Source organism: Serratia sp. (in: enterobacteria), assembly GCF_051654945.1.
GTDB lineage: Bacteria > Pseudomonadota > Gammaproteobacteria > Enterobacterales > Enterobacteriaceae > Chania.
The window spans coordinates 107,021-122,354 of sequence record NZ_JBOFZA010000037.1 but is presented as its reverse complement, the minus strand read 5'-3'; the positions used below and the strand labels follow the sequence as shown (position 1 = coordinate 122,354).

Sequence of the window (15,334 nt, the reverse complement as noted above, 5' to 3'; positions counted from 1 at the left end):
GCTTTACGCCAGGCCTCACTTTTATTTCTGTCATCCTGGGAATTTTTCCAGGATGACCCATAACCTTGCTGTTATTAAATATATCTATAAATTAAAGCGAATATAAGGCCTAAAACATCCACCAAATAAATAGGTCGTGCAAAATAGCTTATTTTTAATCTAAAACCGACCTGTTTTTTCATGACATTGTCGTTTCATCTGGGTACTATTGCGGCAAATTTCCATATGGAGTTGGGATTGTGGCGGTGAGTAAGAAAATACTTATGATAACAGGGGTTTATCTGATTTTTTCCCCGACATTGGCAAGCGCAGATCCAATAATCGATTATAGTTATCGACCCGATGCCGGGGTTTATCTGGGCAATCAGGTTGCCGCATCAACCTTATTTTCTCATACCCTGCACCAAAGAAAGGTCGCGCCAGGTGACAGCCAATTCTGGGTGCGAGGTTCTGGCTATCACAGTAAGGATCTGAGCATTAGCGATAACGGCTTATCTGTCGATACCGATCGCCAGGTCTTTATGCTGGGCGGAGATTTGTTAGCCTTGGAGAACAATAAGGAAGAGTGGACGGCAGGCCTGATGACTGGCTACGGCCACGCCAAGAGCAGTGCTAACAACGCCACAAACTCGTCCGAAGGCAAGGTCGACGGTTATTCAATCGGCGCTTACAGCACCTGGTATCAGGATAAGAAAAACCACTCCGGGGCGTATGTAGATTCCTGGCTGCAATATGCCTGGTTTAACAACAGCGTAACCTATGCCCAAGGCAAACAGGATTATGACAGCACAGGCTTTAGCGTCTCTGTGGAAACCGGTTATGCCTTGCAGCCCTTCTCGACACTCGAGTTGATTATCGAGCCGCAGCTACAAATTATTTATAACCGCTTCGATGCCGATAATTATCAGGATCCGACCGGGGTTTATATTCATCAGGCCGATGTACCAGACTTTACGTCGCGTGTCGGTATTCGCTGGTACAGCGATCAGGAAGATAATACTACCGCCTATCTAGCGACCAACTGGTGGCATTTTAATGGTAATAACGCCGTCAGTTTTAATGATACGCGAGTAGAGACCCACTCCCTGGATAATTTGTTCGAGGTAAAGCTGGGCTTGCAGACACCGAGCAGTGCCAGCATGCAGATTTGGTTTGAGGGCGGCGTCACTATGGGGGCCAACAGCTACCAGGATTACGGCGGCACTTTAGGTGTGAGCTATCGCTGGTGATAACGCTTTTCGCTGCTGGCGTCCCTTGTCAGGCTCGAATTCAAATACTGGCATACCCTATGGATTTCGAGTTGCAGCTAGGCGACAAGCTCACTCATCCCCAGGAGCTTACTTTTAGTAAGTGACTGGGGTGAGTGAGCGCAGGTAACAACGCTGCAGCTTGAAAGACGACGGGTATAAAAACCCTGCCGTTGCTCTGGTCTTAATTCTGCAAAAGTTGGATACAATACCGGCATTAGCCCATTACCCGGTATTTTGCAGTTATGGAACAGTTTGAAACAATCGACGTTGTGCAGGCGCATCAACGTCTGAAAGACGGCAGTGCCGCGCTGGTTGATATCCGCGATCCACAAAGCTTTGAAGCCGGGCATACGCCGGGCGCTTTTCATCTCACCAACGCCACCCTGTCCGCATTTATGCAGCAGAACGAGTTCGATCGCCCGGTGATGGTGATGTGTTACCACGGCAACAGCAGCCGCAGTGCCGCGCAGTATCTGCTGCATCAGGGATTTGATGCGGTTTACAGCATTAATGGTGGCTTTGAAGCCTGGGCACGTCAGTTCCCACAGGACGTTGAGACCTCCGCCTAATCGCCTTTAGGCCGCCTGCCTGGGCGGCCAATTACTGCCTTCTGCACTGTTTTTGTCAGATCCCTTCCCTGCGTTCAGGATTTCAACGGTATAATCAGCCGCCAATGCCATCGGCGGTTTTGCCCGTGGCCAAAGTCATCTACTTAGACGGAAAATCTATGGTTCGAGTGATCGCCGTATCTAACCCTCGCCTGGCGCAGGCCTTTGTCGATTACATGGCCACGCAGGGAGTGGTGCTTGAAGTTCGCGCCACAGGCGATGCCGCCGAAATCTGGCTGGCGGACGAGGCCCATCTGGAGCAGGTGCAACACGAGCTGCAACAGTTTCTGCTCGATCCGCTCAATCGCCGCTATCAGGCCGCCAGTTGGCAGGCAGGCAGCACCGCTGCCGGTCTGCAATACCAACAGTTTTCCTATCTGCAAATCATCCGCAGCAAGGCCGGGCCGCTGACGCTGACGGTAATGACCCTTTGCATTCTGGTCTACATTCTGATGCAGGTGCTGGGTGATGATACCGTCATGTTCTGGCTCTCCTGGCCGCAAAACAGCTCGCAATATGGCCAGCTGTGGCGCTGGGTCAGCCATGCATTTCTCCACTTCTCGCTGCTGCACATTACCTTTAACCTGATGTGGTGGTGGTATCTTGGTGGCCCACTGGAAAAACGCCTCGGCACCGGTAAGCTGTTTGTGATCGCCGTGGTATCGGCCTTCTTCAGCGGTTGGGCGCAATCGTTGTTCAGCGGTGCGCTGTTCGGCGGGCTTTCCGGGGTAGTTTACGCTCTGATGGGCTACGTGTGGCTGAGTGGAGAACGTGCACCAGAACGCGGCTTGAATTTGCCTCGGGGTTTGATGGTCTTTTCCGTGCTCTGGTTGGTGGCCGGTTATTTCGATATTTTAGGAATGTCGATCGCCAATGCGGCACACGTTGCCGGTTTAGTGATAGGGTTATTAATGGCATTCTGGGACACGCGGCATCGCGCGCACAACGAACAATAACAACCAGGCACATCGGTGTATTAGGGGATTATCGTGAAGCAAACACAGCGTCATGACGCAATTATCGAATTGGTGCGCCTACAGGGATATGTCAGCACGGAAGAGTTGGTGGAGCATTTCGCCGTCAGCCCGCAGACCATTCGCCGTGACTTGAATGACCTGGCCGATCAGAACAAAATACAGCGCCACCACGGTGGGGCTGCGTTACCGTCCAGTTCGGTAAACACCGCGTATCACGATCGCAAAGTAATGTGGTCGGAAGAGAAAGCCCGCATCGCCCAGCGCGTTGCCAGCCAGATCCCGGATGGGGCCACGCTGTTTATCGATATCGGCACCACACCGGAAGCGGTCGCTCATGCATTGATGGGCCATAAAAACCTGCGGGTCGTCACCAACAACCTGAACGTGGCCACCCTGCTCACCGCCAAAGAGGATTTCCGCCTGATCCTGGCCGGTGGCGAAGTCCGTACCCGCGATGGCGGCATCATGGGCGAAGCCACGCTGGACTTTATCTCCCAGTTCCGCCTCGATTTCGGCATTCTCGGCATCAGCGGCATCGATATGGATGGCTCCCTGCTTGAATTCGATTATCACGAAGTGCGAACCAAACGCGCAATTATCGAAAACTCGCGCTGCGTGATGCTGGTTACCGACCACTCCAAGTTTGGCCGTAATGCGATGGTCAACCTGGGCAATATGAACCTGATCGACTATCTGTTTACCGATCAGGCTCCACCGCCGAGCGTGATGAAAATCATCGAGCAGTACGACGTGCAGCTGGAACTCTGCTGATCGCCCCTCACTCTAACCCTCTCCCAAAAGGAGAGGGAACCGATCGAGTCCGCTGAACCTCCCCACATTTTCCGCAACAGCACCGGCTTACCCACGACACCGGACTGACTCCCTCTCCCTCTAACAAGAGCTTATGGCGTTCTCGATCCCTCCGTGGGAGAGGGTTGGGGTGAGGGGCTTTCCCAACACCAACGCCCTAATACCCCTGCTATTTGTATAACTACTATCACCAAACTGTTACCTCTATCACGCAAGAATGTTTTTGTTTGGTTAACTCTTGGCTTGCTTGTTGGTTTCCGATTACAATAATGAGCGAAAACGAACATAAAAGAGCTATTTCGAACACCAGGAGGAGTAAACGTGGAAACCAAAGACTTGATCGTTATCGGTGGCGGCATCAACGGAGCCGGCATCGCAGCCGATGCAGCCGGGCGAGGGCTGTCCGTGCTGCTACTGGAAGCGCAAGACTTGGCCTGCGCTACGTCTTCCGCCAGTTCTAAACTGATCCACGGTGGCCTGCGCTACCTGGAACACTACGAATTCCGTCTGGTCAGCGAAGCGCTGGCCGAACGTGAGGTGCTGCTGAAACTGGCCCCGCATATCGCCTTCCCAATGCGCTTCCGCCTGCCGCACCAGCCCCATCTGCGCCCGGCCTGGATGATCCGTACCGGCCTGTTCCTGTACGATCATTTGGGTAAACGCACCAGCCTGCCGGGCAGTAAAGGCTTGCGCTTTGGACCAGAATCCGTGCTGAAGCCGGAATTAAAGCGCGGTTTCGAATATTCTGACTGCTGGGTCGACGATGCGCGCCTGGTGGTATTAAACGCCCAAGCCGTGGCCGAACGCGGTGGCGAAGTCCGCACCCGCACCAAAGTGACCCGCGCCTGGCGTGAAAATGGCCTGTGGATGGTGGAAGCCACCGATGTCGACAGCGGCAAAACCTTTACCTGGCGCGCCAAAGGCCTGGTCAACGCCACCGGCCCATGGGTGAAACACTTCTTTGACGATGGCCTGAAGCTCAAGTCCCCTTACGGTATTCGCCTGATCAAAGGTAGCCATATCGTGGTGCCACGGGCGCACAACCAGCCGCAGTCTTATATCTTGCAGAACGAAGATCACCGTATTGTGTTTGTCATCCCGTGGCTGGACGAGTTCTCCATCATCGGTACTACCGACGTGGAGTACCACGGCGATCCGAAAGACGTGAAGATCGACGATAACGAAATCGACTATCTGTTGAAGGTGTATAACGACCACTTCAAGAAACAGCTGGGCCGTGATGACATCGTCTGGACCTACTCCGGCGTGCGCCCACTGTGTGATGATGAATCGGACTCACCGCAGGCCGTAACTCGCGACTATACGCTGGATGTGCATGACGAGCAGGGTAAAGCACCACTGCTTTCCGTGTTCGGCGGTAAACTGACGACCTATCGCAAGCTGGCCGAACATGCGATGGAGAAGCTGGCTCACTACTACCCTGGCTGCGGCCCGGCGTGGACCAAAAACGGTTCTCTGCCAGGGGGCAACATTGATGGCGATCGCGACAGCTACGCCGCCAAACTGCGTCGTCAGCACGGCTGGATGACCGAGTCCCTGGCCCGTCGTTACGCCCGTACCTATGGCAGCCACAGCGAAATTATCCTGGCCAATGCCAATAGCCTGAACGATTTGGGTGAAGACTTCGGCCATGATCTGTATGAGGCTGAACTGCGTTATCTGGTAGAAAAAGAGTGGGTTGTCGAGCTGGATGATGCCCTGTGGCGCCGCACCAAGCTGGGCATGTGGCTCAGCGAAGAGCAGCAGGCACGGGTGAAAACCTGGCTGGCAGAAAACGCCAAACCAAAGGCGCTGTCGTTGGCCTCTTGATTGGGATGTGAGTAAGCGAGCGCAGCAGCACTCCTACACAACGAACTAAAAGTAAGGGCCGGATATCCGGCCCTTATCTATTACAGCTTTATCGGCTTGATATGCCAAATCTCATCCGCATACTCCTGGATCGTCCGGTCGGAAGAGAAATAGCCCATATTGGCAATGTTCAGTATCGCGCGCTTGGTCCAATCGTCCTGATTGAGATACACCTCATCCACCTTATCCTGCGTATCCACATAGCTGCGATAGTCGGCCAGCAACTGATAATGGTCGCCAAGATTGACCAGTGAATCGAACAGGCTGCTGTAACGCTTGGGATCTTCGGGGCTGAACGCGCCGGTCGCGATCTGCGTCAACGCCAGATGCAACTCTTCATCCTGCTCAAAATACTGACGCGGGTTATACCCATCGCGGCGCAGCGCCTCCACCTGATCGGCGGTATTGCCAAAGATAAAGATGTTCTCTTCGCCGACGTGCTCCAGCATTTCAACGTTGGCCCCATCCAGCGTGCCGATGGTCAAGGCACCGTTGAGGGCAAACTTCATGTTGCTGGTGCCCGAAGCTTCGGTGCCCGCCAGTGAGATCTGCTCGGAGAGATCGGCCGCTGGAATGATCATCTGGGCCAGGCTCACCCCGTAGTTAGGGATAAACACCACCTTCAAATCATCATGCACGCGCGGATCGTTGTTGATCACCTTCGCCACGTCGTTGATCAGGCGAATGATCTGCTTGGCGGCGTAATAGGCCGAAGCGGCTTTACCCGCAAAGATCACCACACGCGGCACCTGTTTGACATCAGGGTCCTGCAACAGGCGGTTATAACGCGTGATCACATGCAATACGTTCAGCAACTGCCGCTTATATTCGTGGATCCGCTTGATCTGTACGTCGAACAACGCATCGGGGTTCACCACCACGTTGAGCTTTTTAGCGATATAGGCCGCCAGCCGTTCCTTGTTCTGCCGTTTGGCAGCCTGTACGGCCTGCAAAAAGCTCGGGTAATCTGCGTTTGCCTTGATTTCACCAAGCTGGCTGAGATCGGTACGCCAGTTATGGCCGATGCTGTCATCCAGCACCTTGGATAATGGCCGGTTAGCCAGCCCCAGCCAGCGGCGCGGGGTTACACCGTTGGTTTTATTGCAGAAGCGATCGGGGAATACGCGAGCAAAATCAGCAAACAAAGACTGTACCATCAGTTCGGAATGCAGTGCCGACACGCCATTCACCTTATGGCTGGCCACCACCGCCAACCACGCCATCCGCACCCTGCGCCCGTTGGTTTCATCGATGATGGAAACCCGTGCCAGCAACTGATTATCGCCCGGTACCACCTGCTGTACCTGCTTGAGGAAATGGTCGTTGATTTCGAAGATCAATTGCAGGTGGCGCGGCAGGATCTTGCCCAGCATCTCGACCGGCCAGGTTTCCAGCGCTTCGCTCATCAAGGTATGGTTGGTGTAAGAGAACACCTTTTCTACCACTTCCCAGGCATCCAGCCAGCTGAATTTGTGTTCATCAATCAGCAGGTGCATCAGTTCAGGGATCGACAATACCGGGTGAGTATCGTTGAGGTGGATGGCAATCTTGTCGGCCAGATTGTCGAAGGTTTTGTGCATCGTCCAATGGCGGTTGAGGATGTCCTGGGTGGTCGCTGAAACCAGGAAATACTCCTGCCGCAGGCGCAGTTCACGCCCGGAATAGGTGGAGTCATCAGGATAGAGCACGCGCGATACGTTCTCGGAGTGGTTTTTATCTTCCACCGCGGCAAAATAATCCCCCTGGTTGAACTTGCCCAGATTGATTTCATTACTGGCCTGCGCGCTCCACAAACGCAGCGTGTTGGTCGCATCGGTATCAAAGCCCGGGATCACCTGATCGTAGGCGATAGCGATAATCTCTTCGGTTTCCACCCAGCGGGCCTTCGCCCCTTCCTGCTGAACGCGGCCGCCAAAACGCACTTTATAGCGGGTATTGTGGCGCGGGAATTCCCACGGGTTGCCGTATTCCAGCCAGTAATCAGGCGACTCCATCTGCTGGCCATTGACGATATTCTGCTTGAACATGCCGTATTCGTAGCGGATGCCGTAACCCCGGCCAGGCAGTGCCAACGTGGCCAACGAATCCAGGAAGCAGGCAGCCAACCGCCCCAGGCCGCCATTGCCCAGGCCAGGATCGTTCTCTTCCTCAAGCAGTTCGCTCAGGTTCAGGCCCATCTCATCGAGTGCGTCTTCGATATCCTGGTAAATCCCCATGGATAACAGCGCATTCGACAGCGTACGGCCAAGCAGAAATTCCATCGACAGGTAATAGACCTGCCGGACATCTTGCGAAAGCTGGGCGCGATTGGATCGCAACCAACGTTCCACCATCCTGTCGCGCACCGCAAATAACACGGCGTTGAGCCAGTCGTGTTGGGTGGCGATTGCCGGATCCTTACCGACAATAAACATCAGTTTATAGGCGATGGAATGTTTCAGCGCTTCAACACTGACCGTGGGTGAGGTGTAACTAAACGGTGAAGTCATAGTAGTTCAATCCCAAGTACGTGATTACAACAAGCGTTGATAGAGCGACAAGTATTCCTTTGCCGCGACTTGCCAGCCAAAATCCAGACTCATGGCATGGCGTTGCACATGATGCCAATGCTTCGGCCGGCTCCACAGCACCAGAGCACGCCGGATGGCATTGCTCAGAGCGCCCGCATCACAATTATCAAACACAAACCCACTGGCGGAACCGTCTGCCAGGAACTCCAACGCGCAGTCCACCACCGTATCCGCCAGCCCCCCGGTGCGGCGCACCAGTGGCAGCGTGCCGTATTTCAGGCCATAGAGTTGCGTTAGCCCGCAAGGCTCAAAACGGCTGGGCACCAGGATCACATCCGCACCGCCGATAATCCGGTGAGAGAACGCCTCATGGTAGCCAATCTGCACGCCAACCTGCTCTGGGTAATCGGCCGCAGCGGCCAGGAAAGCCTGCTGCAATACCGCATCACCCGCCCCCAGCACTACCAGTTGGCCGCCCTGTTCCAGCAAGGCTGGCAGGGCTTCCAGCACCAGATCCAACCCTTTCTGGTTGGTCAAACGGCTGACCACCGCAAACAGCGGCAACGATTCATCGACCTGCAGCCCCATGGCTTTTTGCAGATGAACCTTATTCTTGGCCTTGTTTTTCAGGCTGTCGGCATCGTAGCGGGCCGCCAGCCGCGCATCGTGCGATGGATCCCAAATCTTGTCATCAACGCCGTTGAGAATACCGCTCAATCTCCCCTGCCGCTGCCGCTCCTGTAGCAACCCTTCCATACCGTAACCGAACTCCGGTTGGGTAATTTCACGTGCATAAGTCGGGCTGACGGCGGTGATATGGTCGGCGTAGTACAGACCTGCCTTGAGGAAAGACATCTGGCCGTAAAACTCCAGGCCATAGATATTCATAAATGACGATGGCAACCACAGTTCCGACATATGATGGGCGGAGAACAGCCCCTGATAGGCCAGATTGTGGACGGTGAAGATCGAGCGAGCCGGGTGGCCGTTGGCCGCCAGATAGGCGCAGGCCAATCCCGCGTGCCAGTCGTGAGCATGCACCAGTTTTGGCCGCCAGTAATGATCCAGCCCTTTCGCCAGTTCACAGGCCATCCAGCCTAATAAGGCAAAACGGCGATGGTTGTCCGGATAGGCATTCATCGACTGATCGTGATAGGGACTGCCCGGCCGGTCGTACAACCAGGGGGCATCGACCAGGTAAATGCCCACGCCATGATAGGTGCCATAACGCAGGCCTACGCGCCCGGCAAAGGAGTCGATCTCGGCAACCAGTACCGTATCCGGGATCCCGTTGCGCACGTCAGGAAAAGCCGGCAATAGCACCCGAACATCAGCTCCTGCGGCAATCTGCGCCGTCGGTAATGCGCCAACCACGTCTGCAAGCCCGCCGGTTTTAAGCAGTGGGAACATCTCGGAACATACGTGTAAAACCTGCATTATCACTCCTGAAATTCGGTAAAAACGTCTTTACGGAGATTAGGGGCGCGGCCAGCCACGCCCAAGGTTCTGGTCACAATGACTACAGTTTTGCCAACATTTCGCGCGTCACCAGCACGATGCCCTCTTCCGAGCGGTAAAAACGCTTGCTGTCTTCCTCGGCGTTTTCGCCAATCACCATGCCTTCCGGAATATGGCAGGCGCGATCGATAATGCAGCGGCGCAGGCGGCAAGAGCGGCCCACGTTCACATCAGGCAATAATACAGAAGAGTCGATAGTGCAGAAGGAGTTCACCCGCACCTTCGAGAACAGCACCGAATGCACCACCACCGAACCGGAAACAATGCAGCCACCGGCTACCAGCGAGTTCATGGTCATGCCATGGCTACCGGAACGGTCCTGCACAAATTTGGCTGGCGGCAACGGTTCCATATAGGTGCGGATCGGCCAACCACGGTCGTACATATCCAGTTCAGGCGTGACCGAAGCCAGGTCGAGGTTGGCGCGCCAGTAGGCTTCCAAGGTACCGACATCACGCCAATACGGCGGCAGATCCGGACCACATCCTACGCAGGAAAGGGTAAACGGGTGCGCCCAGGCAGCCCCTTGTGCGGTGATTTTAGGGATCAGATCCTTGCCGAAGTCATGGGTAGAGCCAGGAGTCGACATATCCTCTTCCAACAGTTGGTAGAGGTAGCTGGCGTTGAAGATATAGATGCCCATGCTGGCCAGCGACATCTCGGGATTACCCGGCATGGCCGGTGGATTGGCAGGTTTTTCCAGGAATTCGAGGATCAGGTCATTATCATCCACTTTCATCACGCCAAACTCGCTGGCCTCCTTGCGCGGTACCGGAATACAGGCCACCGTACACTGCGCCCCTTTTTCGACGTGGTCGATCAGCATGCGCGAATAGTCCATTTTATAAATATGGTCGCCCGCCAGGATCACCACGTATTCCGCTTCATAGCGGCGGATGATATCGAGGTTCTGATAGACCGCATCCGCGGTGCCTTTGTACCAATGTTCGGTGCTGAGGCGCTGCTGGGCAGGCAGCAGATCGACAAACTCATTCATCTCTTCGTTCAGGAACGACCAACCCCGCTGAATATGCTGCACCAGCGTATGGGAATGATACTGGGTGATCACCCCCATGCGGCGGATCCCTGAGTTCAGGCAGTTGGACATGGCAAAATCGATAATGCGGTACTTACCCCCAAAGTGAACGGCAGGCTTGGCGCGGGTAGAGGTTAAATCTTTCAAACGCGAACCACGGCCCCCCGCCAGGATCAGGGCAACGGATTTATTCGGCAGTTGGCGCGCCAACATCAGAGGGTCTTTATTTTCGTGCTTAACCATAACTGACTCCTTTTAATTGTTCTCTACCAGCACGCAAAGCGAATGCGCAGCCTGGCACCAGGCGGGTAAAGCCACCCGTGAATTTTCCTGAGTAAAGGGGGCGACAACCTGCCAATCACCCTCGGGCAACGTCATCTCAACGACCTGCTGCGTGGCATTGATCACCATCAGCCAGCGTTGTGACAGGCGGATCTGCATGCAGCGATCGCTCTGTTCCCACTGTTGCGCACTGAGCGGCTGCCCCTGCGCGTTCAACCACTGCACGCTGCCATCTCCCTCCTGCCACCAGCGGTCTGCCTGCAAGGCAGGAATTTGCTGGCGCAAGCGGATCAGCGCGGCGGTGTATGCGGTCAGTGAATCATCCGCATTGGCCCAGTCGAGCCAGGTGGTTTCGTTATCCTGACAGTACGCATTGTTGTTACCCTGCTGGCTATTTCCGTGCTCATCACCGGCCAGCAGCATCGGTGTACCCTGTGCCAGAAGCAGCGTGGCAAGCAGTGCTCGCTGGCTGGCCCGGCGGCGTTGCAAGACGGTTTCGTCGGCAATCAGGCCTTCAACCCCGTGGTTACAGCTAAAGTTCTGGTCACTGCCGTCACGGTTTCCCTCTCCGTTAGGCTGGTTATGCTTCTCCTTGAAACTCACTACGTCCTGCAAGGTAAAGCCGTCGTGGGCGGTCAGCATGTTGATGCTGACATAGGGCGCGCGCCCACGCTGGTTGAATACCTCGCTGGATGCGGCAAAACGCTGGGCAAACTGGCCCAGTGACAGATCGTCTCGCAGCCAGAAACGGCGGATATCATCACGAAAATGGTCATTCCACTCGGCAAACCGGCCAGGGAACTCGCCAACCTGATATCCGCCTGGGCCAATATCCCAAGGTTCGGCGATCAGTTTGCAGCGCCCCAGCGTATCGTCCGCCAGCATCGCCTGAAACAGCGGAGCATCGCGGTCAAATGCCGGTGTGCGGCCTAACACGGTGCCAAGATCGAAGCGGAAACCATCGACATGGCACTCCCGTACCCAAAAGCGCAGGCAATCCATCACCCACGCCACGCCCGCTGGCTGATCCAGGCGCAGCGTATTGCCACAGCCGGTGAGGTTATCGTAGTCACCGTCAGGGGTTAGCCAGTAGTAGCTGACGTTGTCGATACCGCGCAGCGACAGCGTTGGCCCATCCATATCCAGCTCGGCACTGTGGTTGAATACCACGTCCAGGATCACTTCGATCCCCGCCCGGTGCAGCGCTTTCACCGCATCACGGAATTCACGCAGCGGCGTAGTGCCGGTGCTCAAACTGCTATAGCGATTGTCTGGCGCAAAAGGGGCCAGCACGTTGTAGCCCCAGTAATTGATCAATCCCAGACGTTGCAGACGCGGTTCCGTGGTGTGCTGTTGCACCGGCAGTAGCTCAAGCGCGGTGATCCCCAACCGCTTGAAGTAGGCAATCATCGCCGGGTGGCCCAACGCGGCAAAACTGCCACGCAATACGGCCGGGATCTCCGGGTGCGTTAACGTCAACCCCCGGACATGCGCTTCGTAGATCACCGTTTTGCCCCAAGGAGTGGCAGGCGGACGATCGTCCTGCCAATCGTAACTTTCATCGATCACCACGCATTTGGGCATCAAAGGGGCGCTGTCTTGCGGATCCGGTTGATCGTATCCCCCGTGCAAATGCACATGGTCGGCCACCGGGCCTTCTACCGCCCGTGCCGCCGGATCGAGCAGCAACTTGTTGGCGTTAAAGCGCAACCCAAGATGCGGCTCAAACGGGCCGTGCACCCGAAAACCATAACGCTGCCCCGGCTCGCCCCCCGGCAGATATCCGTGCCAGATATCACCGCTGCGGGCAGGCAACGGCAGGCGTGTTTCACGATATTGCGCATCGAACAGACACAGTTCGACCTGCGTGGCATGTGCAGAGAACAGGGTAAAGTTGATGCCATTACCGTCGTAGTAAGCCCCTAAAGGCGCGGCAAGACCCGGCGTCAGCTCTGCCATCAAGCCTCCCGCCGCAGATAAACCGTGGCCAGTGGTGGCACCATCACGCTGATCGAATGTTCACGGCCATGGCTGCCGATCGGCTGCGAGATCACTCGCCCCTGATTACCAGCGTTGCTACCGTGATAATGGTGTGAATCGGTATTGAGGATTTCCTGATACTCGCCAGCGCGTGAAATGCCAATGCGGTAATGAGGGCGTGGCACCGGGGTAAAGTTGCTGATGGCAATCAGCTCATTGCCCTGAGAATCATAGCGTGCGAAGGCAAATACCGAGTTGTCGTGATCGTCGACCACCAGCCATTCAAAACCGTCCGGGCGATAATCCCGCTCGTACAGCGGTGCGTTCTGCTGGTAGCAATGGTTAAGATCGCGTACCAGCCGCTGCACGCCGTGGTGCCAACCGTCCAACCCTTCCAGCAGATGCCAATCCAGGCTGGTATCGAAGTTCCACTCACGCCCTTGGGCAAACTCGCTGCCCATAAACAGCAGCTTCTTGCCCGGATGCGCCCACATAAAGCCGTAATAGGCCCGCAGGTTGGCAAACTTCTGCCAGGCATCCCCCGGCATCCGGTCCAGAACGGAGCGTTTGCCATGCACCACTTCGTCGTGCGAAATCGGCAGCACGAAGTTCTCGGAATAGGCATACATCATGCCGAAGGTCATCAGGTTGTGATGGTATTTACGGTGCACCGGATCGCACTTCATGTAGTCCAACGTGTCGTGCATCCAGCCGAGATCCCACTTGTAGTGGAAACCTAAGCCATTGGCATCCGGCGGTAGCGTAACGCCCGGATAATCGGTCGATTCTTCCGCCAGCGTCACCGCTCCTGGCCGCTCTTTGCCTAGCGTCTGGTTGGTGTAACGCAGGAAGGAGATCGCTTCCAGGTTCTCATTGCCACCGTAGTAGTTTGGCACCCACTCGCCGTCGGCACGGCTATAGTCACGGTAAATCATCGACGCCACCGCATCGACGCGCAGACCGTCGATACCAAAGCGCTCCAGCCAGTAAAACGCATTACCCGCCAAATAGTTACGTACCTCGTGGCGGCCATAGTTGTAGATCAGCGTGTTCCAATCCTGATGGAAGCCTTCACGGGGATCGGCATATTCATACAGCGCGGTACCGTCGAAGTTGGCCAGGCCGTGGGCATCGCTGGGGAAATGCCCCGGCACCCAGTCCAGGATCACGTTGATCCCGGCTTCATGCGCCGCGGCCACAAAAGCCTTGAACTCCGCTGGCGTACCAAAGCGGCGGGTTGGTGCATACATTCCCAACGGCTGATAGCCCCAACTACCGTCAAACGGATGTTCGTTGATCGGCAGCAGTTCAATATGGGTGAACCCCATATCCTTAACGTAAGGGATCAGCTGTTCGGCCAGTTCCTGGTAACTGAGCCAGAAATTATTGTCCGTATGGCGGCGCCAGGAGCCCAGGTGCACTTCGTAGATCGAGATCGGGCGGTCAAAATCATTGGCCCGCTGCCTTTCCGGCGTGTTTTCCACCACCGCTGGCAGCGGCGTGATCAGCGAAGCCGTCTCTGGCCGCATCTGCGCTTCGAAGGCATAAGGATCGGCCTTGAGCTGCACATTGCCGTAACAATCGATAATCTCGTATTTATACAGCTGCCCGGCCTTCACGCCCGGTAAAAACAGCTCCCAAATGCCATTCTCCCGGCGCTTGCGCATCGGGTGGCGTCGGCCATCCCAGAAGTTGAACTCACCGACTACCGATACGCGCTGAGCGTTGGGTGCCCAAACGGCAAAGCTGACGCCCTCCACCTCATCCAGCATGCCAGGATGCGCACCCAGCCGCTCATATGGCCGCAGATGCGTCCCCTCGGCCAGCAGCCAGCTATCAATATCCTGCAACAGAGTGCCAAAACGATAAGGGTCTTCGAGAAGTTGTTGATGGTCGCGCCAGCTGACTTCAAGCTGGTAGCGGAAAGGAGTTTTACGGCGCGGGACGAGAGCGCTGAAAAAACCACGAGCGTCATCGCAATTGAGCTGCACCAGGCGGTTACCGGTTTTGCTCTCTATCAACCAGACGGTACCTGCATCCGGCAGCAGGGCACAAATCTGTAACCCATGCTCGGTAACATGCATGCCGAGCAGAGAAAAAGGGTCAGCGTAATGACCGGAAATTAGCTGGTTGATCACGTCACGTTCGGGAAGTACAGGCATAGCATTCTTCCTTTGATTAAGAGCATGACTTTTAAAAGGCTACACTGAACAAAAAGCAGCCGTTGCACCTATCATGCAATTCATTTGCTACCTAAAGCGTGATTTCAGTCGGTTATTGATTAATCGATCGCCTTCATGCTCGCAGTTTCGCTCTTTATGCTTATTTTTCAGGCGAATTTTCACCATTAATGGAGAACTCTTCATCCACCTAATAAGCATAGTCATCTCTGCTCAAAACATTGGGGCATTACCAAGGAAAATTTTTGCCCGGAAAACCGGCCGAGCGGGCAATCGGCAGTGGCTGGGTCTGAGATACGACAGGCATGACGCCA

Annotated in this window: 10 protein-coding genes; 5 read left to right on the top strand and 5 right to left on the bottom strand. The window is 55.4% G+C overall.

Going from position 1 to position 15,334, the window contains the following annotated elements:
- Positions 1-263: 263 nt before the first annotated feature.
- The 5 genes from ACRDCA_RS04180 (at position 264) to glpD (ending at position 5,475) form a co-directional block, all read left to right on the top strand.
- A complete protein-coding gene (locus ACRDCA_RS04180; protein ID WP_438688420.1) occupies positions 264-1,229 on the top strand; it encodes an autotransporter family protein in 966 nt (321 codons plus the stop codon).
- A gap of 263 nt (positions 1,230-1,492) precedes the next feature.
- On the top strand, positions 1,493-1,819 hold the full coding sequence (glpE, locus tag ACRDCA_RS04175) for a thiosulfate sulfurtransferase GlpE (RefSeq protein ID WP_438688419.1): 327 nt from the start codon (positions 1,493-1,495) through the stop codon (positions 1,817-1,819).
- Between the two features lie 158 nt (positions 1,820-1,977).
- The gene (gene glpG / locus ACRDCA_RS04170) at positions 1,978-2,814 is read left to right on the top strand and encodes a rhomboid family intramembrane serine protease GlpG (protein WP_438688418.1); all 837 of its coding nucleotides are present in this window, start codon (positions 1,978-1,980) and stop codon (positions 2,812-2,814) included.
- Positions 2,815-2,847: 33 nt separating this feature from the next.
- On the top strand, positions 2,848-3,606 hold the full coding sequence (locus ACRDCA_RS04165) for a DeoR/GlpR family transcriptional regulator (RefSeq protein ID WP_021181740.1): 759 nt from the start codon (positions 2,848-2,850) through the stop codon (positions 3,604-3,606).
- Positions 3,607-3,966: 360 nt separating this feature from the next.
- On the top strand, positions 3,967-5,475 hold the full coding sequence (gene glpD, locus ACRDCA_RS04160; protein ID WP_025119267.1) for a glycerol-3-phosphate dehydrogenase: 1,509 nt from the start codon (positions 3,967-3,969) through the stop codon (positions 5,473-5,475).
- An 80-nt stretch (positions 5,476-5,555) separates the two neighbouring features.
- On the opposite strand, the gene glgP is transcribed toward glpD, so the two are convergent.
- The 5 genes from glgP to glgB all read right to left on the bottom strand — a co-directional run bounded on the left by glgP (position 5,556) and on the right by glgB (position 15,002).
- A complete protein-coding gene (glgP, locus tag ACRDCA_RS04155; protein WP_438688417.1) occupies positions 5,556-8,003 on the bottom strand; it encodes a glycogen phosphorylase in 2,448 nt (815 codons plus the stop codon).
- Between the two features lie 24 nt (positions 8,004-8,027).
- On the bottom strand, positions 8,028-9,461 hold the full coding sequence (glgA, locus tag ACRDCA_RS04150) for a glycogen synthase GlgA (RefSeq protein ID WP_438688416.1): 1,434 nt from the start codon (positions 9,459-9,461) through the stop codon (positions 8,028-8,030).
- Between the two features lie 82 nt (positions 9,462-9,543).
- Complete coding sequence (gene glgC / locus ACRDCA_RS04145; protein WP_438688415.1) at positions 9,544-10,821, bottom strand: glucose-1-phosphate adenylyltransferase; 1,278 nt, start codon at positions 10,819-10,821, stop codon at positions 9,544-9,546.
- A 12-nt stretch (positions 10,822-10,833) separates the two neighbouring features.
- Positions 10,834-12,819, bottom strand: a complete 1,986-nt coding sequence (gene glgX / locus ACRDCA_RS04140) for a glycogen debranching protein GlgX (RefSeq protein WP_438688414.1) — start codon at positions 12,817-12,819, stop codon at positions 10,834-10,836.
- The gene (glgB, locus tag ACRDCA_RS04135; protein WP_438688413.1) at positions 12,819-15,002 is read right to left on the bottom strand and encodes a 1,4-alpha-glucan branching protein GlgB; all 2,184 of its coding nucleotides are present in this window, start codon (positions 15,000-15,002) and stop codon (positions 12,819-12,821) included. Before glgB ends, glgX begins: the two co-directional genes overlap by 1 nt.
- Positions 15,003-15,334: the final 332 nt, after the last annotated feature.